The 23,470-nt window shown below is 32.4% G+C and carries 24 protein-coding genes; 4 read left to right on the plus strand and 20 right to left on the minus strand.

Annotation, left to right across the window (positions count from 1 at the left end):
- Nucleotides 1–3 precede the first annotated feature (3 nt).
- The 8 genes from ACWCL1_RS02600 to ACWCL1_RS02635 all read right to left on the minus strand — a co-directional run bounded on the left by ACWCL1_RS02600 (nt 4) and on the right by ACWCL1_RS02635 (nt 6,801).
- Nucleotides 4–1,041 (minus strand): SepM family pheromone-processing serine protease, encoded by a 1,038-nt coding sequence (locus ACWCL1_RS02600; RefSeq protein WP_454545378.1) that lies wholly within the window; start codon nt 1,039–1,041, stop codon nt 4–6.
- Nucleotides 1,031–1,513 (minus strand): pantetheine-phosphate adenylyltransferase, encoded by a 483-nt coding sequence (gene coaD, locus ACWCL1_RS02605; protein ID WP_454545379.1) that lies wholly within the window; start codon nt 1,511–1,513, stop codon nt 1,031–1,033. Before coaD ends, ACWCL1_RS02600 begins: the two co-directional genes overlap by 11 nt.
- A gap of 3 nt (nt 1,514–1,516) precedes the next feature.
- On the minus strand, nt 1,517–2,080 hold the full coding sequence (gene rsmD / locus ACWCL1_RS02610) for a 16S rRNA (guanine(966)-N(2))-methyltransferase RsmD (RefSeq protein ID WP_454545380.1): 564 nt from the start codon (nt 2,078–2,080) through the stop codon (nt 1,517–1,519).
- Nucleotides 2,077–2,394, minus strand: coding sequence for a YlbG family protein (locus ACWCL1_RS02615; protein ID WP_454545381.1), 318 nt, complete (start codon nt 2,392–2,394; stop codon nt 2,077–2,079). The genes rsmD and ACWCL1_RS02615 overlap by 4 nt, the downstream gene beginning before the upstream one ends.
- Before the next feature lie 7 nt (nt 2,395–2,401).
- Complete coding sequence (locus ACWCL1_RS02620; RefSeq protein ID WP_454545382.1) at nt 2,402–3,607, minus strand: FtsW/RodA/SpoVE family cell cycle protein; 1,206 nt, start codon at nt 3,605–3,607, stop codon at nt 2,402–2,404.
- Between the two features lie 165 nt (nt 3,608–3,772).
- The gene (gene typA / locus ACWCL1_RS02625) at nt 3,773–5,614 is read right to left on the minus strand and encodes a translational GTPase TypA (RefSeq protein WP_454545383.1); all 1,842 of its coding nucleotides are present in this window, start codon (nt 5,612–5,614) and stop codon (nt 3,773–3,775) included.
- Nucleotides 5,615–5,745: 131 nt separating this feature from the next.
- On the minus strand, nt 5,746–6,519 hold the full coding sequence (locus ACWCL1_RS02630) for an inositol monophosphatase family protein (RefSeq protein WP_454545384.1): 774 nt from the start codon (nt 6,517–6,519) through the stop codon (nt 5,746–5,748).
- 3 nt (nt 6,520–6,522) lie between these two features.
- Nucleotides 6,523–6,801, minus strand: a complete 279-nt coding sequence (locus ACWCL1_RS02635; protein WP_454545385.1) for a UPF0223 family protein — start codon at nt 6,799–6,801, stop codon at nt 6,523–6,525.
- A 99-nt stretch (nt 6,802–6,900) separates the two neighbouring features.
- Here ACWCL1_RS02635 and def point away from each other — a divergent pair, with 99 nt between their 5' ends.
- The gene (def, locus tag ACWCL1_RS02640) at nt 6,901–7,458 is read left to right on the plus strand and encodes a peptide deformylase (protein ID WP_454545386.1); all 558 of its coding nucleotides are present in this window, start codon (nt 6,901–6,903) and stop codon (nt 7,456–7,458) included.
- A 44-nt stretch (nt 7,459–7,502) separates the two neighbouring features.
- Here def and ACWCL1_RS02645 read toward each other — a convergent pair whose 3' ends face one another.
- On the minus strand, nt 7,503–7,988 hold the full coding sequence (locus tag ACWCL1_RS02645; protein WP_454545387.1) for a hypothetical protein: 486 nt from the start codon (nt 7,986–7,988) through the stop codon (nt 7,503–7,505).
- A gap of 213 nt (nt 7,989–8,201) precedes the next feature.
- On the opposite strand from ACWCL1_RS02645, the gene ACWCL1_RS02650 reads away from it, so the two are divergent.
- The 3 genes from ACWCL1_RS02650 to ACWCL1_RS02660 all read left to right on the plus strand — a co-directional run bounded on the left by ACWCL1_RS02650 (nt 8,202) and on the right by ACWCL1_RS02660 (nt 11,172).
- Complete coding sequence (locus tag ACWCL1_RS02650; RefSeq protein WP_454545388.1) at nt 8,202–8,414, plus strand: DNA-directed RNA polymerase subunit epsilon; 213 nt, start codon at nt 8,202–8,204, stop codon at nt 8,412–8,414.
- 3 nt (nt 8,415–8,417) lie between these two features.
- A complete protein-coding gene (gene rnjA, locus ACWCL1_RS02655; protein ID WP_454545389.1) occupies nt 8,418–10,097 on the plus strand; it encodes a ribonuclease J1 in 1,680 nt (559 codons plus the stop codon).
- Between the two features lie 118 nt (nt 10,098–10,215).
- A complete protein-coding gene (locus ACWCL1_RS02660; RefSeq protein ID WP_454545390.1) occupies nt 10,216–11,172 on the plus strand; it encodes a diacylglycerol/lipid kinase family protein in 957 nt (318 codons plus the stop codon).
- A gap of 28 nt (nt 11,173–11,200) precedes the next feature.
- Here the strand turns inward: ACWCL1_RS02660 and recD2 are convergent, their stop codons facing one another.
- The 11 genes from recD2 to ACWCL1_RS02715 all read right to left on the minus strand — a co-directional run bounded on the left by recD2 (nt 11,201) and on the right by ACWCL1_RS02715 (nt 23,415).
- Nucleotides 11,201–13,612: an SF1B family DNA helicase RecD2 gene (gene recD2, locus ACWCL1_RS02665; protein ID WP_454545391.1), complete on the minus strand. Its 2,412-nt coding sequence runs from the start codon at nt 13,610–13,612 to the stop codon at nt 11,201–11,203.
- A 4-nt stretch (nt 13,613–13,616) separates the two neighbouring features.
- Complete coding sequence (locus tag ACWCL1_RS02670; RefSeq protein WP_454545392.1) at nt 13,617–14,282, minus strand: tetratricopeptide repeat protein; 666 nt, start codon at nt 14,280–14,282, stop codon at nt 13,617–13,619.
- Between the two features lie 13 nt (nt 14,283–14,295).
- Nucleotides 14,296–14,952, minus strand: coding sequence for a histidine phosphatase family protein (locus ACWCL1_RS02675; protein ID WP_454545393.1), 657 nt, complete (start codon nt 14,950–14,952; stop codon nt 14,296–14,298).
- Nucleotides 14,953–15,087: 135 nt separating this feature from the next.
- Complete coding sequence (gene mnmA / locus ACWCL1_RS02680) at nt 15,088–16,218, minus strand: tRNA 2-thiouridine(34) synthase MnmA (protein WP_454545394.1); 1,131 nt, start codon at nt 16,216–16,218, stop codon at nt 15,088–15,090.
- A gap of 119 nt (nt 16,219–16,337) precedes the next feature.
- The gene (locus ACWCL1_RS02685; protein ID WP_454545395.1) at nt 16,338–16,679 is read right to left on the minus strand and encodes a DUF1831 domain-containing protein; all 342 of its coding nucleotides are present in this window, start codon (nt 16,677–16,679) and stop codon (nt 16,338–16,340) included.
- Nucleotides 16,680–16,700: 21 nt separating this feature from the next.
- Nucleotides 16,701–17,858 carry a cysteine desulfurase family protein gene (locus tag ACWCL1_RS02690; protein WP_454545396.1) on the minus strand — a complete coding sequence of 386 codons (1,158 nt, stop codon included), beginning with the start codon at nt 17,856–17,858 and terminating at the stop codon, nt 16,701–16,703.
- A 3-nt stretch (nt 17,859–17,861) separates the two neighbouring features.
- Entirely contained in the window at nt 17,862–18,554 is a 693-nt protein-coding gene (locus ACWCL1_RS02695; RefSeq protein WP_454545397.1) for a 5'-methylthioadenosine/adenosylhomocysteine nucleosidase, read from the minus strand.
- 11 nt (nt 18,555–18,565) lie between these two features.
- Nucleotides 18,566–18,937, minus strand: coding sequence for a hypothetical protein (locus ACWCL1_RS02700; protein ID WP_454545398.1), 372 nt, complete (start codon nt 18,935–18,937; stop codon nt 18,566–18,568).
- Nucleotides 18,938–18,942: 5 nt separating this feature from the next.
- Entirely contained in the window at nt 18,943–19,485 is a 543-nt protein-coding gene (locus ACWCL1_RS02705) for an NUDIX hydrolase (protein WP_454545399.1), read from the minus strand.
- A 124-nt stretch (nt 19,486–19,609) separates the two neighbouring features.
- Complete coding sequence (ileS, locus tag ACWCL1_RS02710; protein WP_454545400.1) at nt 19,610–22,405, minus strand: isoleucine--tRNA ligase; 2,796 nt, start codon at nt 22,403–22,405, stop codon at nt 19,610–19,612.
- 248 nt (nt 22,406–22,653) lie between these two features.
- Entirely contained in the window at nt 22,654–23,415 is a 762-nt protein-coding gene (locus ACWCL1_RS02715) for a DivIVA domain-containing protein (protein WP_454545401.1), read from the minus strand.
- Nucleotides 23,416–23,470: the final 55 nt, after the last annotated feature.

Consider the following 23,470-nt stretch of genomic DNA (forward strand, 5'->3'; position numbering starts at 1 on the left):
TAATTAATTTGTATGTTCTAAATATTTAACTGCATCTTCAAAAGTCTGAACTGGTACAATTTTCATTTTAGTGTGAATCTTTTTAGCAGCTTGTTTAGCTTCTCGGTAATTAGTTTGCAAATCTGGATAGGCTTTTTTCACAGCCTTTGGAATTGGATTGTTAGGAACAAAGAAAACAGTAGCACCTGATTTAGCTGCCGCCACTACTTTTTTATCAGCACCTCCAATATCTCCCACTTGACCTTTAGCATTGATTGTTCCAGTTCCAGCAACTTTTCTACCATGAAGCAAGTTTTGATTGGTTAAATCATTATAAATTTGAAGTGCCATCATTAAACCAGCAGATGGGCCTTCAATCCCATCCATATCTGCTGAAACCTTTATTGATGTCTTTACTTTAGTTCGATCCGTTAAAGTGATCCCAATTCCATATTGCTTGGTTCCTTCTAATTTCTTAGTTTTACCAGTTAAAGTTTTATGTTTACCGTTACTTTCAACTCCGATGGTAATTTTAGAATTTTTAGGAAGACTCTTAATATAATTAATATAACTTTGTGAATCATCAAAATGCTTTCCATTTACAGATTCAACTGTATCTCCTACATGCAATTTTCCTTTAAAACTTGAATTAGGCATCACTGACATTACATAAAGTCCTAAATATTGCCGTTTTACTGATTTATTTGCTGCCTTAAATGCAACGTATTCAGCTTCATTGATAGCATTTTGCATATAATACTCTTGAATTTTTTGATAATCTTCTTCTGAATTTCCTTGATAAATATCTTCTGCACTATTTCGTTCAGCAAAAGGATTTAAATAACTTAAAGCATATGATAATGGAGTTGCACGCATTTCCCGAATATAAACTAGCATTAATTTACCAGATTTATTCTTACTATCCTTTACTTTAATATATTGTGAAATATTTTCAGCCGCTCCAGGTAATTCAATATAATATGGAATTGGCAAAAAAACAGTAACTAGAATAAAGACTGAAACAACTGTCCATAAAATTATTTTTTTCACTTTATTTTTCATTGATTTTTCCCTCGATTGCCTTTGCAACATTTAACGGAACAAACTTTGAAATGTCTCCTTTAAATTTTGCAATTTCTTTAATTAATGAAGATGAGATTTCGTTATATTGAGGAGATGAAGGTAACAAAAGCGTTTCAATTTGATCATCTAGTTTGCGATTCATAACAGCAATTTGTTGTTCAAATTGATAATCATTCACATTACGTACTCCACGAATAATCACATCTGCGTTAATTTGTTTAGCCAAATCAACTGTTAGACCTGTTTTTACTTCAACAACTGAAACATTTTTTAATTTCTTAATTTCATTTTCAATTAAAACTAGTTTCTCTTCAGGTGAAAACATGGATTTTTTAGTTATATTAGTCATTACTGCAACTACTACTTGATTGAAAATCTTACTTGCACGTTTAATTAAGTCCAAATGGCCATTAGTAATAGGATCAAAACTCCCAGGAAATAAAGCCTTCACTTGCTATTCTCCTTTTCTTTTATACTGATAAATTGTAACAATTGTAATACCATAGACCGCTTTTTTTAACATTTCAAAATGATCAATTGTTTCAGGAAGCTGTGCATTTTGATCGGTTTCACAAATAATAAATGCACCATCGGTTAATAAATTTAACTCTTCTAATTTAGATAAGTTTTCAATTATTTTTTGTTGTGCATATGGTGGATCTAAAAACACATAATCAAACTGAACGCTCATAGTTGTAAGTTTTAAAAGTGCTTTAGTTGCATCCATCTTTAAGACATTAAATTTTTGTGGTTCTTTAGTAATTTGAATATTTTCTTTAATTGTCTTAATTGCTTGATATTGACGATCAATTAAGTATGCTTGACTAGCTCCTCTAGAAACTGCCTCTATACTTAATGCTCCACTTCCAGCAAATAAATCTAATACATTGCCACCATCAAAATATGGCCCAATTATATTAAACATTGATTCCTTTACCTTGTCAGTAGTCGGACGCGTTTTCATTCCCGGAACTGCCTTTAATTTTCTTCCACCGTATTGGCCTGCAATTATTCTCATTTAACTTCACTCTTTATTTTTTTAAATTTTTCTTGATCTTCTTCCGTTAATTTATAGTGTTCTTGTTCATTACTATCGCCATAATCTACCTTGAGAAAAGGACGATTTGATAATTCAACTTTTTTTACAAATCGCAACTTATTAAGCCGTTCCACAGTATCTTCAACCTTGTCTTGATCCATATATATGATGACATACTTCATTCTTTTAGAAATATATTGAATATGACCAAATTTCCGCAATTGCCGACTTTGACGTAAACGATATAAATAAACAATAACTCCTTGACGTGGATTTTCTTTAAACTTTTCCATAAATACCTCACTTATTTCTGTAACGATCAAATGGATTATATTCAGTATGTCGTTTTTGATTTGCTGAAATATTCATGACCATTCCTAACATCATCGATAAGACAATCATACTGGATCCACCATAAGAAACAAACGGTAACGTTACCCCGGTAATTGGCAAAATTCCAATGACAGCCCCAATGTTAAAGAAAGCTTCAACAAACATAAATGTCCCTGCTCCAAAACAGAATAAGCGATTGTAAATATTATTTGAGCGAATTCCTACCAAATAAATTCTCAAAATAATAAATAAAATTAACAAAATAACAACTGTAGCTCCTACAAAGCCAAGTTCTTCAGTTGTTACGGATAAAATAAAATCAGTGTATGGTTCTGGTAAATAACCTCTTTTTTCAATACTATTACCTAACCCTAAACCAAAGAAGCCTCCATTACTAATTGCATAGTATGAATTAACCAATTGTCGTCCTGCTCCTTGAACATACTTAAAAGGATGATAAAAAGCAGTAAAGCGTTGAATTCGATAATCCGTGGCATTTTGAAGAAAACCATTTTGAAAAAAGCGTGGAATTATCAATATAGCTGCGAAAAGTATAATTAAAATTAAAAGGAGTCTTGTATTACTAAACTTATTAAATTTACTTGTTTGCGGATCGCGATAAGCCAAATACATAATTACAATGATGGCAAAGTTAATCATAAAACCACCTGTATCTGGTTCAAACAAAATTAATGCTAAAATGAGTGCAATTACTAGATACGGTTTTTTCCCATGATGAAGAATCCCTTGATTACGTCTTTCATACCAATTTGTAAAAGTATATGAACAAAATAAAATATTGTATAGTTTAGCAATTTCTGAAGGCTGAATACTAATCGGGCCTAGTGAAATCCATCCATTTGCACCATTAATTGCAGTAGTAAAAAATTTTGCAATAACTAACAAAGCAATCACAACAGCAGCTTCAATCCCAAGAGCAGTTGGACTTACCCACAACTTAGTTTTAGCATGCGCCATCATAAATACAAGAAAAATACCAATTAAGACATATATCATTTGTTTTACCATATATGAAGTTGTACTTCCGCCTACATATGATAAGTTAATCGAACTAGCTGAATACACCATAATAATTCCAATCACACATAAAACCATATATGGAATAAATAGCATCCAGTCAAAGTATTTTACTTTTTCTTTTAGATTTTTCATAAATAATATTAGGCTATAAAGTGATTAACACCTAATGCTTAACCACCTTTCTGTGTAATTTAAATACTCCTTGAAATTATACCACACCAATTAAAAACGTGAAAATCAATAAAAAAGCAGTTAAAAGATCAATTAAGACCTTCTAACTGCTTTTATAATGCTAAATTATTGTTTAGCTTTTTTATCTTTTTTTGCAGCCTTTTCACGTGCATTTGTATTCAATATTCGTTTACGTAAACGTAAATGATGTGGAGTTACTTCCAACAATTCATCCTCATTTAAAAATTCCATGCTTTCTTCTAATGTAAGATGTTGTGGAGTTTTAATTGTTGCTGTTTGGTCCTTAGCAGCAGCACGCACGTTAGTTAAGTTTTTACCTTTTGTAACGTTAACTGAAATATCGCGTTCACGAGAAGACTTACCAACAATCATTCCTTCATAAACTTCTGTACCTGGATCTACATAAATTGTACCACGACCTTCAACTCCCATAATTGCATAGGTAGTTGCTTTTCCTTGATTAATAGAAACTAAGGCACCATTTCTTCTACCAGGTTCCCAGTTACGAATTACTGGCTTGTATTCTTCAAAAGTATGGTTCAAAATTCCATATCCACGTGTCATTGATAAGAATTGTGAATCATATCCAATTAAACCACGAGTTGGAACTGAAAATTCTAATCGAGTTTGACCATTTCCATTTGGTTCCATGTTCTTCATTTCACCTTTACGTTGAGCCAATGAATCGATAATTGAACCAGTATATTCATCTGGAGTATCAATGATTACATTTTCAAAAGGTTCACTTAATTTACCATCAACTTCACGGTAAATAACTTTAGGACGAGATACAGCCAATTCAAAGCCTTCACGCCGTAATTCTTCAATTAAAATTGATAAGTGCAATTCCCCCCGTCCAGAAACTGTCCATGCATCTGGAGAATCTGTATCTTCAACTTTTAATGAAACATCAGTATGAAGTTGTTTTCTTAAACGATCTTCTAATTTGCGTGCAGTTACATGTTCACCGTCTTGACCAACAAATGGTGAATCACTTTGCATAAATGTCATTTGCAATGTAGGGGGATCAATCCGTAAAATTGGCAATGCTTCAGGATGATCAACTGGACAAACCGTTTCACCAACATTAATTTCTTCCATTCCTGAAACCGCAATTAAATCGCCGGCTTTAGCCTCTTGGATTTCAACTTGGTTAAGTCCCATAAAACCAAATAATTTTGTAACCCGGAAGTTTTGTTGTGAACCATCAAGTTTCATAACTGTAACTTGATCACCAACCTTAATTGTTCCCCGGAATACGCGTCCAATTCCAATTCGACCAACAAAGTCATTATAATCTAACATTGCAACTTGGAATTGAAGTGGTTCATCAGAATTATCAACTGGAGCAGGAATAGTATCCAAAATTGTTGTAAAAATTGGATCCATTGTATGTTCTTGTGTTGCTGGATCTGGATCCATTGAAGTTGTTCCATTCATTGCTGATGCATAAATTACTGGGAAGTCTAATTGATCTTCATCTGCACCTAATTCAATAAATAAATCTAAAACTTCATCAACAACTTCTTCTGGACGAGCACCTTCACGGTCAATTTTATTAATTACTACGATTGGTGTTAAGTGTTGTTCTAAAGCCTTCTTCAAAACAAAACGTGTTTGTGGCATTGTTCCTTCAAAGGCATCCACAATTAGTAAAACACCATCAACCATTTTCATAATCCGTTCAACTTCACCACCAAAGTCAGCGTGACCTGGAGTATCTAAGATGTTGATTTGTTTATCACCATACTTAACAGCAGTGTTCTTTGAAAGAATTGTGATTCCCCGTTCTTTTTCAATGTCATTTGAATCCATTGCACGATCGCTAATTTCAGTATGTGAATCAAGTGTGTTTGACTGTTTCAATAATTCGTTAACTAATGTAGTTTTACCATGGTCAACGTGCGCAATAATAGCAACGTTGCGAATATCTTCACGTCTTTTCAAATTTTTTCTTCCTTTCATTTCCATTTCAAACAACTAAAAAGTGCATCAACATTTTCATAAAAACTGAAAAAACAAATTGCTTTTTCATGAATTCTCATAAAAAAACTGTGACAAATTGCCACAGTTAATTTTTAGGCATGAATAATTTGATTAATTTCCGTTTGAGCGCTTTTTGTCGCTACTAATACAACTTTTGATGATAGCACATTTATATCACTGCCGTCAATTGCCTCAACGGTTAATCCTAAACTTTCAGCTAAAATTTTTCCAGCTGCAAAATCCCATGCATGTAGTTTTGACATATAACCAATATTCTTACCTGTTAAGACATGGATAAATTCAATTCCTGCACTTCCATACATTCGAATTCCTGAAGCTTTACGTGCAATTTCAAATGGATGAAATTCATCATGGATCAACATTGGTAAACCAATGCCTAATAATCCATCAGCAAGTGATTTATTTGCAGGGACTTTTAATTTTTCATAATTTTTGTATACTCCCATTGAAGCACCACCCCAATATAAATCGCCATTGATCATATCCATAATATATCCCAAAAGTGGTTTTTGATTTTGATAAACTGCAATCATACTTGCAAAGTGATCTTTTTGTTTTACAAAATTCATTGTTCCATCAATTGGATCAATTACAAAGAATAATTCTCCTGCATCTTTTAAAGCATCCTTTTCGCTTTCTTCACCCATTATTTTAGCTGTAGGAAAGCTTTGCTTTATATTTTCTATATAGTATTTTTCAACTGCTTTATCCATATTTGTAACTAAGTCTTTTCGGTTGGATTTAGTTTCAACATCTAACTTTTGATTAAAACTTGTCAATACCATTTCACGTGCATGAAACATTAACTCTTTAATTTTTTCATCAATAACTTGCCACTCTGTCACTTTTTATTCCTCCACTTTAATAAATTTTTTAGACGTATTTTGGACTGCTTTAATTGCACGATAAATACTAAATCCTGAAACTTTTTGATATTGGTGATCAATTCTTTTTTGATCTGCAATTGCCGGTTCAATTTGTTTAAAGTCTGCTACTTTTGCTAAAAATTCTGTTTTTGAAACGCCGGTTGTATAAGCATTTTCAACTTCAGCATAAAACTCAACCATTTTAATAATTTCTTCTTTTGACCAATCCGGCATTAATGGATATTCAAAATTTTCACTCATAATGACGCCTTCCTTAAGAATATTTAAACTTAACTCTTAAATTTATTATACTTTGTGATATTATAAGTGGTAAAGAATTAATTTTGGGAGGGATTAAAAGTGATTACAATGGATAGTATTATCCGTGAGGGTCATCCTACTTTACGCAAAAGAGCAGAAAAATTAACTTTTCCATTATCTGATGAAGATCGGCAATTAGCCCACGATTTGATGGAATTTTTAGAAAACAGTCAAAATGAAGAAATTGCTGAAAAATATCATTTACGTGCAGGCGTTGGTTTAGCTGCCCCTCAAGTAAACCGTTCTATTCGAATGACTGCAGTACTTGTTCCGGGTGCTGAAAATGAAGATCCAATTTTTAAACATATCTTAGTTAATCCAACAATTGTCAGTGAATCAGTTCAAAAAGCTGCTTTAGCTGAAGGCGAAGGTTGTTTATCTGTTGATCGTGATGTTCCAGGATATGTTCCTCGCTCTGCTCGTATTAAGTTACGATGGTTTGATTTAGACGGAAACAAACATGAAGAACGTTTACGTGACTATCCTGCAATTGTTGTGCAACATGAAATTGATCATTTAAATGGGATTTTATTCTTTGATCATATTAATGATGAAAATCCATTTACTGCTCCTGAAGGAACAATGCTTTTAGAATAAAATAAAAAAATTGCATTAAAGCTTTTGACTTTAATGCAATTTTTTTATTTAATTTTATCAGATTTTTGCACATCTTCTACATATGCCCATGTTTCTTCATTAATTATATGTGATACATCAATGTGTAAAACATTTGAAAATATCCAAATATCCGAAACATAAAACACAAGATGTTCCTTATAGGCTTTTAATTGATGCTTTTCAGCATATTTTTGCAAATTAAACTGAACTTCTGCTTTAATTTGAGGCAAATCTACAATTTTAATTCCAGGAACTTCAAGTGAAAATTCAAATGCGGTTACTTTACTACCCCATACACTAGAAACAAATTCAGAATTAAACTGAGTATCACTTTTCTTTAATTCAAGTAAATTAACATGATGGATAGCGTAAGAAAAAGCCTTATTAGTAATTTTTTGACTTTCTTTTTGCATTAAAAAAAGTGCCCGTTTCCGTTTTTGATTTCGAATAATAATCAAGAGTATTAACAATGCTATAATTAATAAAACTATTAAAAAATATTTAACCATTTCCATCACCTACTACATTAATTATAATTCATATATCCGCAAATATCTAAAATTAATTTCTAAAATGAATTCATTTAGCTTTTCTATACTTAATCATTACGATATGCTAAAATATAGATAACTATTGTGTATGCAATTCTAGTTCGGAAGTTTTAATTTATTTGCAAACTCTTACTTAAATGTAAGAAATATTTTTTAAAGGAGAATTTTATAATGATTTTTAAAGTATATTATCAACCTACTAAAAGAATTAACCCTCGTCGGGAAAACACTGAAACTTTATATCTAGAAGCTAAATCTGAAGTTGAAGCTCGCTTGCTTGTAGAAGAACATACCGAATATAATGTAGAATTCATCGAAGGACTAGATGGAAAAGCATTAGATTACGAAAAGCAAAGTGAGAACTTCAAAATAACGGAGTTTTAACCTATGAAACAGTTTAAGGTTAAAAATAATGAAACTGCTGTATTTGCAATTGGTGGTTTAGGTGAAATTGGAAAAAATATGTATGGCGTTCAATTTCAAGATGAAATTATTGTAATTGATGCTGGGATTAAGTTTCCTGAAGATGATTTACTTGGAATTGATTACGTAATTCCTAATTTTCAATATCTAGTTGCAAATAAGCAAAAAATTAAAGCTTTAGTGATTACCCATGGTCATGAAGATCATATCGGGGGAATTCCTTATTTACTTAAACAAATTAATGTTCCAATTTATGCAGGGCCTCTCCCACTAGCTTTGATCAAAAGTAAACTTGAAGAACATGGGTTACTTAGAACTGCAGAATTACATGAAATTAATGAGGAAACTGTTTTAAAATTCAGAAAAACAAGTATTTCCTTCTTTAGAACAACTCACTCAATTCCTGATACTTTAGGTGTAGCAGTTAAAACACCTTCTGGTACAATTGTTGAAACCGGTGATTATAAGTTTGATCTAACTCCTGTTACAAACCAGCCACCTAACCTTCAAAAAATGGCAAAATTAGGTTCTGATGGGGTTTTATGTCTTCTTTCCGATAGTACTAATGCTGAAGTGCCTGATTTTACTAAATCCGAAAAATGGGTAGGCCATTCCATTCGGCATATTTTTGAAAAAGTTGATGGCCGAATTATTTTTGCTACTTTTGCTTCAAATATTTCACGAATTCAACAAGCAACTGAAGCAGCAATTAAACGTGGACGTAAAATTGCAGTATTTGGACGTAGTATGGAAGCGGCTATCGTTAATGGACGCGAGTTAGGTTACTTGAATATTCCTGAAGATGCAATGGTTGATGCTCGTGAAATTAACAATTTGCCTGCTAATCAAGTAATGATCTTGTGTACTGGTTCTCAAGGTGAACCAATGGCAGCTTTGAGTCGCATTGCTAATGGGACTCACCGGCAAGTTAATATTCAACCTGGAGATACGGTTGTCTTTTCAAGTTCTCCAATTCCAGGTAATACTACAAGTGTTAACCGTGTGATCAATGAATTAGAAGAAGCCGGTGCTAACGTTATTCATGGTAAAGTTAACAATATTCATGCATCTGGTCACGGTGGACAAGAAGAACAAAAATTAATGTTACGTTTAATTAAACCTAAATACTTCATGCCAATTCATGGTGAATACCGGATGTTAAAAATTCACACTGAATTAGCTGAACAATGTGGTGTCCCACAAAAACGTTCATTTATTTTAGAAAATGGTGATGTGCTCGCGTTAACTGCGGATTCTGCTCGGGTAGCAGGACACTTTAATGCTAGTGATGTCTATGTAGATGGTTCTGGAATCGGTGATATTGGAAACATCGTTTTGCGCGACCGCCGGACTTTATCTGAAGAAGGATTAGTTGTTGTTGTAGCTACTATTGACATGAAAAAACGGCGCATTGTTGCTGGTCCCGACTTTTTATCACGTGGTTTCATTTACATGCGTGAATCTGGGGAATTAATCAGTAAAGGCAAACGTCGAATTTCAAGAACTATAAATCGAGTTTTAAAAAACAATAAAAAAGTTACTGAATCAATGATTAAGGATGCAATTATTTCAGACCTACAACTATTTTTATTTGAACAAACTGAACGTCATCCAATGATTTTACCAATGTTAGTTACAATTTAACAACATCAAAATAATTAACCAGGCTATATAGCCTGGTTAATTATTTTATTAATGCTTGTAATTTTCCCATAACATTGGGATAATTAACACAGGAAATGGCTTGAAAGGAGTTGAGAGAATGAAATCTTTTTTTATTATTGTAAATCCCCATGCTAATTTTGGTAAGGCACGTGAGTCATGGAATCAAGTTAAAGAACAATTATCACAAGAACAGATTGATTTTCGTTCTCAAGAAACTAATAAACCTGGAGATGCACAAGAATATACCCAAAATTTTTTAAGGCAACTTAATTATCACGATTATGACAACTACGTTATTTTGGTCGTTGGTGGCACGGGAACATTAAATGAAGTTTTAACAGGAATAAAAGAAGTTGATATTACTAATATGCCACTTGGGTTTATTTCTGTTGGACAACATCATCAGTTCGCTCAACAAATTGGAATTGCACGTAACCCTTTAGTTGCACTAAAACAAGTTTTGAATGCAACTGAAGCCATCGACTACTCTTTAGTACAGTATTATGAATCTAATCATGAAGAAACTGGCTATTTTTTGAATAATTATTCAATTGGGATGAATGCCCTTTTATCAAATTTGCGTAAGCGCAAAAAGAAAAGTTGGCTTTCACGTCACTTAGCTAAAATTTCAAATTTCATTACTCTTTGTAGTGCTTACTACAATAGTCCTGATTCTTTTAAAATTACAGTACGTATTGGTCATAAATATAAATTTTATAAGCATGGATTTATTATCAATTTAAAAAATCATGCCCATGAAGCCGACTTTTCAAATGATACTGATCCACTTGATTTAATTATCGTTGATAAAGTTAATATTTTTGTTTTTATATTCTTTACGATTTTCGCCAAATTTAAAAACCCGACTAACCTCTCATTTGTTCATCGTTTTAAAGCACATAATCTTCACTTAACAGTAGATTCGCTGGAACAAACTGAAATTGATAGCCGTGAAGTCGGTGGTAAATATAATGACTTATATATTAAAATTGTTAAATATCCATTTTGGATAAATATTGATAGTGTCTCCTTAAAAGAACGTCGAAAAAAATAAGGGATTGTTTAAAACAATCCCTTATTTTTTAGTTTTCCATAAAATCACTTGGTTTAACTCCTTGCATCCCAATTAAAGGATCAATTAATCCTTCATTGATCATTTTCAATGTTAAAATAGGCTCACTATTATCTTTTATTTCTAATTGCTTGGCTTGAGGCTTTTCAACGCCAAATGCACTTAAAATCATTTCTTGCAAACCGGTTTGGCGATTAGATGAAACTGTTTCAACACATTTTTTAAAAGCAGATACTTCACCAAGTAAAACTAATTTTTTCTTTGCTCGACTAATTGCTGTATATAGCAAGTTACGAGCAAACATGCGGGCAAATTGACGCACCATTGGTAAAATTACTAACGGAAACTCTCCTCCTTGTGATTTATGAATTGACATGCAATATGCTAATGTTAGTTGGTTCCATTCTTTTCGCTCATAACTAACTTCATTACCATCAAAATCAACAATAATTTTATCTACTGGAATATGTTTTTTGGCATCTTTTTGATCAATTCCAATAATCTTGCCAATATCACCATTAAAAATATTATGTTCAGGATCATTAACAAGTTGCAAAACTCGATCACCAATTCTAAAGACTTGATGATTAACTTCAATTTCTTTTCTTCGCTGTGCAGGTGGATTAATAATTGCTTGAAGTTCCCTATTCAAATTATCAATTCCCGCACTTCCCTTGTACATTGGAGCTAAAACTTGTAAGTCATCCACACTGTTTCCTTTATCAATCCATAACTGAACTACTTGTCGCAGTACTTGAGGCACTTGAAAAGCATTACACTCAATAAAAGAACGATCAGGGTGTTGAGCAGTAAAATCAAAAGGTAATTTACCTTCTTGGATACTATGTGATAATTCAATAATTGAAGAATCTTTAGACTGACGATAAATTTTAGTAAGTTCTTTTTTAGGAATTTGGTCTGAAGCCAACATATCAGCAAAAACTTGCCCAGGTCCCACTGAAGGCAATTGATTTTTATCTCCAACAAAAATTAACTGCATTCCAATTGGGATTGCCTCAAGTAAAATATCCATTAATTCAGTATCAACCATTGAGGTTTCATCCACAATTAATAAATCACCAGCAAGTTCATCTAATTTTGTCTCTGATAAATCTTCATCATGTCCATTAATCCCTAATAACCGATGAATAGTTCGGGCTGATAAAGCAGTTGTTTCCGTCATTCTTTTTGCTGCTCGCCCAGTTGGTGCTGCTAGCAAAATCGGAGAGTTTTTTAAATTTTCTCCTTGTTTAATTACCTCTAAGTCAACTTGATTTAATTTCGCAAATAATTCTACAATCCCATTAATAATGGTTGTTTTACCTGTTCCAGGTCCACCAGTTAGCAGAAACACTTGTGAATTAATCGCTGTAAAAATAGCTTCTTTTTGGATTTGATCAAACTTAATTTGCAGTTTTTTCTCAACGTTATCTAATTTCTTTTTTAACTGCGTTAAATCATAGTTTAAAGGCTTTTGATTTTTTATAATAGCATAAAGTTTATTAGCAATTCCCCGTTCTTCTTGAAACAGTTTCCTTAAATATATATGGTGATGATCAATTACAATTTTATGTTGTTTTTCAAGTTCTAAAATTTGGTCAGCAACTTCAGACGGATCAATTGTAATTTGACGTCCTTTTTCAAGTAATTTAATAGAGCTTTCAATTAATTCCTTACTTTGCACAAAAGTATTTCCGTTTTCAAAGCATAAATCATTAATAACTTGAAAAATTGCTCCATTGATTCGAACTGGAGAATCTGCTTTAATTCCCATTTCTTTTGCAATCTGATCTGCCTTAATAAATCCAATCCCTTCAATGTCAATTGATAATTTGTATGGATTTTCATTAATAATATCTAAAGCTTTTTCATGATACTTAGCAAATATCTTAGCAGATAAGTTACTTGAAAAACCATAATTATTCAATCCAATAATAATTGAATCTGCTTGATTATTATCTTTAACCCCTTCTTTTAATGTTTGAGCTTGGCGCTTACTTAAACCTAAATTATCAGCTCTTTGAGGGTCTTGTATTAATAACTGTAAGGCATTTTCACCTAAAATTTTAACAATCCGTTCTGCGGTCTTCTTTCCAATCCCAGCAAACTTTTCACTTGAAAAATAGTTAATGAGTCCTTCAGTTGTATCTGGCATATTGACTTCATATGTGTCCGCTTTAAATTGTTTTCCATAACGCGGATGTTCAACTAAATGTCCTATAAATTTATATTCATTTTCTTCTTGTAAGTTTGCAAAATTGCCTGTAACTGTGATTGTATGCTCTTTCCATTTAAAGCTAGCTTTTTTTACACTGATAAGGAGCACTTTATAAAAACTATCTGGACTTTGAAAGAAGATACTCTTTACTTTCCCTTCAACATATTGCTGATTATCATCATTAATTAATTGCATTTGCTCCATTTAATTAATCATCCTTTAAGTTAATTGTCTTTTGAATATCTCCTAAACGTTCTTTCATTTTATTAAAGTATCTTTCATCAATTTTCTTAGCTTTTTCAAAATATTCTTGCCCTGCTTGAGGACTTTCTTGAGTAAATTCAATTAAACCCAGTTGAAATAACGTATGTGCATCTTTGTAATCAATCTCTAATGCTTGTAAGTAAAAATTTTTAGCTGTCTTTAAATCTCCTAATGCCAGTAAACAGTCCGCAACTAATTTTTTAGGAGCTTTATCTTGAGGTAACTGATCACTTGCTGTTAAAGCAAATGCCATTGCTTGCTGATAGTTATTTTGAGCATACATTGATTGAGCAATCATCAAATATGCATTGCCTTTTAATTCATTGTTTGAAACTTGTTGAAATTCTTCAATTGCTTCTTGATAAAGACCAGTACTGTAAAAAACATTCCCTAAGCCATAATGTAATAAACTTAGTTCTTTATCATTTTCAAAAATTGTTAATGCCTTTTTAAACAATTCTTCTGCTTGAGGAAAACTTTGCATCTCAGTTAGAAGTGTCCCTAACTCATAATAATTTTGCACATCATATGGATTTTGGTCAATTTTATGAATTAATTTCTTCGTTGTTTCTTCTGCTTTTTTTTGTTCTTGCTTTCTTTTATCTGTCATTTCAATCAATTCCTTAAATAATATCGCTTGAATCTAATTTACGTTTTAAGTAATCTGTTTTATTCCATGCGATACACTTAAAATTATTTCCATCAGCCGTTTTTAAAATTGTAGTACTTGTATTAGCTAATCCGCCTTTATCCCGAATATGTGCCAAAGGAATTCCAATTAAATGTCTAATTTCAGCTCCTAAGGCCGCCCCATGACTAACAATTAAAATATTTTCATCAGGATAACGATCATAAATTTCCTTAATTTTTGGAGTCATTCGCTTAAATAAGTCTTCATATGATTCACCATTAATAATAGTAGGATCATATTTATCAGGATGATGTCTGAAATTTTTTACTTGTTCAGGATACTTAGCTTCGGCATCCGTAAACTTCATTTTTTCCATTTTTCCTAAGTTAAATTCCATGAAAGCTGGATTTGCTTCAATTTTTAATCCTGGTTGATCTAAATTTTTTAACAATTCTTGTGCAGTAGTCAGCGTTCTTTTTAATGGACTACAATATATTTTAACAAAATTGATATTTTTTAAATAATCTGCAAGTTCTTTAATTTCTGTATAGCTTTCTGGCAATAAAGGAGAATCTCCCTTTGATCCTTGATAGCGTCCTTCTAAATTCCATTCAGTTTTTCCATGTCTTACAAAGTAAAAAGTTGTCATTTCCTTAATTCCTTCGATATATAGTTAGTTTTATTATATACCAAAACCCAATCATGAAAAACTATTCTCTCTAAAACCAAGCAGCAAAATAAAAGCAGACTGCAACTTACGTTACAGCCTGCTTTTATTTTTTAATTATACATATTGCAATAATTTCCCATTTTGATATGCATGATCAATTGTACCACTACCGATACATTCTTCACCATCATATAAAACAACTTCTTGTCCTGGAGTAATTGCACGAACAGGATCATCAAATTCAATTGTCATCTTAGAATTATCTTCATTTAAATGCACTCTTACTCCTGAATCTTTTTGACGATATCTAAATTTTGCAGTACAATGAAAATCTTTCCCCCGTCCTTCAATTGGAGCAATAAAATTTGTTTTTGTTGCATCTAAACTTGTCGCATAAAGATGTTCGTTATGATAACCTTGTCCTACATATAAAGTATTAGTTTTAATATCCTTACCAACTACAAACCATGGCTCATTACTTTTACCATCGCCACCAATTCCTAAACCACGTCGTTGTCCAATGGTATAGTTCATTAAACCAAAGTGTTCTCCTTTAACTTCACCATCAAATGTTTTCATTACACCTGGTTTAGCTGGTAAAAATTCACTTAAAAATTTGCTAAAGTTTCGTTCTCCAATAAAGCAAACTCCAGTTGAATCTTTTTTCTTTGCAGTTGCTAAGCCTGCTTCTTCAGCAATTTTTCTCACTTCTTCTTTAGGCATTCCACCGATTGGAAACATTGCTTTTTCCAAATGTTTTTGTGTCAACTGACTTAAAAAGTAAGTTTGATCTTTATTAGGATCAGCTCCTCGTAAGAGATGAATTGTACCATCTTCATCACGTTTTACTTGTGCATAATGTCCCATGGCAATATAATCTGCATCTAATTCCATGGCATAATCTACAAAAGCTTTAAACTTAATTTCACTATTACATAAAATATCTGGATTAGGCGTTCTTCCATGCTTATATTCATCTAAAAAATATTCAAATACACGATCCCAATATTCTTTTTCAAAATTTACAGAATAATATGGAATACCAATTTGAGCAGCAACCTTAGCAACATCTTGATAATCTTCAGTCACTGTACAAACGCCACTGTCATTTTTTTCATCCCAGTTCTTCATGAAAACACCAACGACATCATATCCTTGTTGTTTTAATAAATAAGCACATACGGATGAATCTACGCCACCGCTCATTCCAACAACTACACGGATTTTACTTTTATCTTTTTTCATGAACTCACCATCATTTCATTTAGATTCTGAATCATTAACGATTTGAAGGTCGTTTTGTTCAGTAACTACCATTATATACACGCGAAGTCCTCTTTGCAAGAAAACTTCCTTATAGTAAGTTAAATTTTTTCAATAATTTGTCGTTCAATTAAACTATCAATAATGTAGTTTAATTGCTCTAAATGAACATCTACATCTTTACCTTTATGAATATCCACTTCACGCATTCCATTTGCAGTAGTTGTAGCCATTTTAAATTTAGTCAATTCCGACTCGATTGTTACTTTAAATTTAAATCCTTGATTGTAAGGTGAAGATGGATCTAAAGAACGTTCTAATTGAAATTTACCGTTCTTTGATTCAGTAAAACCTACATCTCGTAATGAGTATTTCTTGATTTCAGGAGATAAGCGATATTTTTGAGAATCTCCTTTAATTTGAACTGTATCTGAATATGCCATGTTAACTTCCTCCAATTATTTTTACATTCTAATTTTAAAACGATCAATTATTTTTGCAATCGTTTCAACTGTTTGATCAATTTCTGCAATCGTGTTTTCTCCCCCAAAACTAAAGCGAATTGATTCTTTAATTCGTTGAGAATTCTTCCCATACATTGCAATTAAAACATGTGATGGTCCTAAAGAACCTGCTGTACAAGCTGAGCCAGCTGCAACTGCAATCCCATTTAAATCTAAATTCGTAATAAATGCATCATTTGGAATTGCTTTAAACCAAATGTTTAAAATATGAGGTAATTCTCCTTCATCCATTTTACCATTAATTTCAAAATCAATTTGATGTTTTATTAGTCCATCAACTAAGCGATGCTTAAACTCATAGTATTTTTTTCTTCTAATTTCTTTTTCGATTGAATTATCAATTTCAACTGCCTTTGCAAATCCAGCAATTGCGGGAACATTTTCTGTTCCTGCTCTGCGCATTAACTCTTGATCTCCACCTTTAATATATGAAGGAAATTTAATGCCATCACGTTGATATAAAAATCCTAAAAACTTAGGTCCATTTAATTTATGAGCAGATGTTGACAATAAATCAATCTTATCTTTTTGAACATCAATATCTAGTAAACCATATGCTTGCACTGCATCTGTATGAAACCATGCATTTGTATTTTCAACGATTTCTCCAATTTCATGAATTGGCATTTTACTGCCCACTTCATTATTCCCCATCATGATTGAAACTAATATTGTATCATCTCGTAAAGCATTTTTTAAATCAGTTAAACTAATTTCACCATCTTTATTTACAGGAAGATATGTTACTTCAAATCCTTGTGTTTCTAAATATTGCATTGGTTTTAAAACTGCTTCATGTTCAATTGCAGTCGTAATAATATGACGACCTTCATTTTTTCTTTTCATAGCTGTTTGAATAATCGCTGTATTATCACTTTCAGTTCCACCACTAGTAAAAATAATTTCATTATCAAATTTTGCATTGATTGATTGTGCAATTAAATGACGACTTTGATCTAAAACAGACCGCGCTTGTCTTCCAAAGTAATTAATTGCAGAAGCATTGCCAAAATTTTGAACCATTGCTTGACTAATTGTTTCCACTACTTGTGGATCCATTGGTGTAGTTGCAGCATTATCCAAGTAAATTCTATCCATTTTTTATCCTTCCTTTGATAATAAGGTTAAAAGCATTTTAGCAGATCTTTTACCTGCATCAATAATAAATTCATCAAACGATTGACTTGCTTCTTCATCAGCAGTATCTGACATTGCCCGAATTACTAAATGTGGAATATTAAACTCATAAGCTACTTGTCCAACAGCAGCCCCCTCCATCTCACAGCAAAGTGCTTGGGGAAAAATTTCTTTAATTTCATTAATCCTATCTTTAGAATTAACAAATTGATCTCCAGTTACAATTAATCCCTCATGAATTTTTATTTTATTTTCAACTGCAGCTTGACTTATTTTAGTAATTAAATTTTTATCTGCTGGAAAAATTTGTGGTTGACTAGGTAATTGACCCATTTTATAGCCAAATGCAGTTGCATCAGCATCATGATAAGCTGTTCCGGTAGATAAAACTAAATCTCCTACATGTAATCCCTCACCAATTCCACCAGCAGACCCGGAATTAATTACACAATCAACATTGAAATTTTGAATTAAAAATGCAGTTGTTATCCCCGCTTGAACTTTCCCAATTCCACTTTGAACTAAAACCACATCATTATCAAAAATTTTTCCGGAATAATAGTGCATGTCGCCAATATTTTGTCCTTGAACTTCTTTTAAATTTGCAAGAAGTTCTTTGATTTCTTCTTCCATTGCGCAAATAATACCATATTTCATAATTGTTCCTCCTAAAAATTAACAAATCGCATAAACAAATAAGTTAAAACAATTAGTCCGATTAAAATGTAAATTGCACGGTTTAGTTTTTTTCCTAAAACTTGTGCTTTACGTTCATTTTCTTCATCAATACTTTTTTGTCGTTGAGAAACACGTGATAATTCTTCTTCCTTCGATTCTGGTTCCTCTAAAGGAGCAGTTGTTTTATTCTTTTGGTTTAATTTATTTTTTATGTTTTTCCATAAAGCATTTTTTTCGTCACGTGCTTGATGACGTCGTAATGGTTCTTCTTGTGAAATTTTATTTTGCTTTGCTTGACTTCTTCTTAAAGGTTGTTCATCATCTTGATCATAAAAATGACGTTCTTCATCGTTTAAACTCATATAAATTACCCCATCATTTGCCAAAACATAATTGCCATTAATGTTTTAGCATCACAAATTTCGCCTCGATCAATTGCTTTTTGCACTTCCATTGGTGACAATTCTACTAATTCTAAAAATTCATCTTCATCCTGTGGTAATTTTTCTTTAACTGCTTTCAAGTTAACTGCATGATATAAATACATGATTTCATCTGCAAATCCAGGAGAAGTGTAAAATTTAGTTAATAGTTCAAATTGGTCAGCTGCAAAGCGTGTTTCTTCATTTAATTCTCTTCGTGCTGTTTTTTCTGGATCATCTTGTTCATTTGGCTCGATTTTACCAGCTGGAATTTCTAAAGTTACTTGCCCTAAAGGTGCACGCCATTGCCGAATCAACACTAATTTATTACTATCAGTGACTGCAATTACACCAACTGCACCTTGATGGCGTACGATTTCACGTTGTGCTTTTTTTCCATTGGGAAGTTGAACTTGCTCTTCATACAAATGAACCACTTTACCATTAAAAATTTCTTTTGTTGATAATACTTCTTCTTTAAATTCCATATTACTCTTCCTTAATTATCCGCTTTAAGTTTAATAATAGCAAAGAATCACTAAAAAATATAGTCACCCATTTGCTCAATCAATAAATAAAAAGGTTCCAACCTTTGTTGCAACCTTTTATTAATTAATCTTCTAATCCTTCTGTTACTGCTTCTGGATAATCCTTACGTACAATTTGAGCACAGTGTGCACATAATTGTGGCAATTCTTGATCGCTTCCAATATCGTTTTTAATCATCCGACAACGTGGACAAACTTCACCTTGAGCCTTGTTAATTTTTACCTTAACTTCATCATAGTCTTGTGCATCTTCAGGTGCATCAACAATTGGAAGGATTTGTAAATCAGAAACAATCAATGCTTGGCGAATATCTGCATTTAAATTATCTAATTCTGTTTTAACGCCTTCTGTTACATATAGTTCAACTTGGGCTTCAAAAGATTTTCCAATCATCTTTTCATCCCGTGCAATTTCTAATGATTTATACACATTTGAGCGAATCTTCATGAAACGTTCCCAATTTTCAAGTACTTTAGCTTGACCATCATAGTAATTTACACCTGGCATTTCAGCCAATTGAACAAAATCTTCGCCTTCATGCAAGTATTCCCAAACTTCTTCAGTTGTGTGTGGAATAATTGGCGTTAATAATTTTGCAAGACGAACAACAATATCATATAACACTGTTTGCATTGAACGCCGTTTAAGTCCATCTTTTTCTTCAATATAAATTACATCTTTAGCAATATCTAAATAGAAAGCAGATAAATCAGTAGTAATAAATTTAATTACTTTTTTGAAAATATCATTAAATTCATAGTTAGCATAATCATCTAAAATTTCTTTTGTAAATTGATTTACCTTAATTTCCATGTATTGATCAATTGCTTCTAATTTTTCAAATGCAACTTCATTAGTTTCAGGATCATAATCTGCTACATTTGATAATAAGAAACGGAATGTATTTCTAATCTTCCGATAACTTTCAGCAATTTGTTGGAAACTTCCCATTGAAACACGCACGTCAGCAGAAGTATCCGCACTTAAGACCCATAACCGAATGATTTCTGCTCCCATCTTTTTAATAACATCATCAGGAACAATGGTATTTCCAAGCGATTTACTCATTTTATGACCCTTACCATCTAATGTGAATCCTTGTGAAATTACGCTCTTGTATGGTGCTTGATCTGAGACAGCTACACTTGTAATTAAGCTTGAATTAAACCAACCACGATATTGATCAGATCCTTCAAGTACTAAATCAGCTGGATATGTTAAATAATCACGTGCTGCTAGTACACCTTGATGAGATGAACCAGAATCAAACCATACATCCATAATATCCATTTCTTTTGTAAAAGTACCATTTGGAGAATGTTCGCTCGTAAAGTTTTCTGGTAGTAAATCTTTAGCATCTTTTTCAAACCAAATATTAGAACCATGCTTTTCAAATAATTGGGCAACATGTTCAATTGTTTCTGGAGTCATAATTGCTTCGCCATCTTCAGCATAGAAAATAGGCAATGGAACTCCCCAAACACGTTGTCGTGAAATTACCCAGTCTCCTCGATCACGAATCATATTGTGAAGACGTTTTTGTCCCCATTCAGGAGTAAAATTAACTTGATCAATTGCATCTAAAATATTTCCCCGAATTTTATCAACAGATGCAAACCATTGAGGAGTTGCACGGAAAATAATTGGCTTTTTAGTCCGCCAATCGAATGGATAACTGTGTTCATAATCCATTTGCTTAATTAAAGCATGCGTTGCCTTTAATTTGTCCAATGAAACTTGATTAGCGTCTTCATAAAAGACTCCTTCAAAGTCTTTTCCAGCTTCTTTTGTCAAGTACCCTTTAGCATCAACTGGAGCAAATACATCTAATCCATATTTCATTCCCACTTTATAATCATCTTCACCAAAACCAGGAGCAGTATGAACTAATCCAGTTCCGGCATCTAATGTTACAAAATCACCTAACATTACAACTAAACTTCTTGTATCATCAAATGGGTGTTGGGCCTTCATATTTTCTAAATCTGAGCCTTTTACAACTTGAAGAGTCTTAATATCATTCCAACCAAATAATTCCGCATCTTTTTCAAGTAATTCGGTTGCAATTACAAATTTGCGTGGATCATCATCATGTTGAATTACTGAATAATTAAAGTCAGCTGATACTGTAATTCCCTCTGATCCTGGAATTGTCCATGGAGTAGTTGTCCATACTACCATGTATGTATCACCATCTAAAATGCCTTTGCCATCAATAATTTTTTCACCATAAAATGCTGAAGGAGAAGTTACGTCATGATATTCAACTTCAGCTTCGGCTAATGCTGATTCACTTGACCATGACCAATAAACCGGCTTACGTCCTTTGTAAATTAGACCTTTTTCAACCATCTTACCAAATACTCTAACTTCTTGAGCTTCAAATTTTGGATCTAAAGTTACATATGGGTTATCCCATTCAGCAGAAATTCCTAGACGCTTAAAGTCTTTTCGTTGTTTATCAACTTGTTTTAAAGCATACTCACGACATTTTTCACGAAATTCAGCTGTTGATAATGATTTACGATCAACACCTTGTTTCTTTAGTTCTTGTTCAATTGGTAATCCATGAGTATCCCAGCCTGGAACAAATGGGGCGCGAAATCCCATCATTGACTTAGCACGCACAATAAAGTCTTTTGAAATCTTATTCATTGCATGTCCCATATGAATATTTCCATTCGCATATGGAGGGCCATCATGAAGAACAAATGAAGGTTTACCCTCATTTAATTTTTGCCGACGTTCATAAATCTTATTTTCTTCCCATACTTTTTGGCGTTCAGCTTCTTTTACTGGAAGATTTCCACGCATTGGAAATTTAGTTTTTCCCATATTTAAAGTTTTTTTAATTCGCATAATGTTCTCCTTTCATACAAAAAAATCCCGTCCAACAAGGGACGAGATTTCCGTGGTACCACCCAAATTTAAGATAAAAATATCTTCTCAAGTCATTATTAACGGTAATGAACCGATCATTCTTACTGTAACTTCAGAATAATAACATTTTAAGATGATAATAAATTTATAGGGAATTATCAGTCTTTCACCATCTACTGACTCGCTTTAACTATATAAATTTATTGTGTTCTTAAATCTTTTGACTATTAATTTTGATCATCATCAGCAAAATGTTGACCAGTTACATTATCATTATTGTCAACAACATCTTGCTTATCATCATTATCTGGGAAAACTACAACTGTTTCTGCTTGCCCATTATCAGCAGGAGTTGATTGCGGTTCTGCTTCAACTGGTTGGAAGTTAAATTCTTCATCATCTTGAACTGGTTTAATTTCCTTAGCAGTTTCCTTATCAAGTGTTTCATCTTGACGAATTGCATCTTGAATTTCTTCATAACTGCTTGTCTTACCTTGTTTCAAGATTTCATCCCATTCACTACCCTTAACAACTTCTAATTGTGATTCCATCATTACTTGAAGTTTTTGACGGAAAATTCGTGCTTGTTTACGTAAGTCATCAGTTTCAATTGCTAACTTTTTAGCTTTTTTAGATGCTTCATCAATAATACTACGTGCTTTTTCATTAGCTTGATCAATAATATCTTGACCTTGCTTTTGAGCTTCACGATTAATAATTTCAGCTTCACGTTGTGAATTTGCTTTAACCTTATCAGCAGCTTCTTGAGCAACAATGATTGATTGGTTGAGTGAATCTTTTAAGTCATTAAAATACTTTAATTTCTCTTTATTTTGATTCAAACTTTCACGTAATGCATCATTTTCTTGAATTAATGCTTGGTAGTCTTTATTAACTTGATCTAAAAATTCATTAATTTCATCTTGATCATATCCACGTAACTTTACGTGAAATTCTTTATTGTTAATGTCCATGGGAGTTAAAACCATCCCTGTCACCTCCACTATTTTTAAAACGCTTCTCTATAAATTCAAATTCATTACA

It is taken from the genome of Ligilactobacillus sp. LYQ135 (assembly GCF_053711055.1).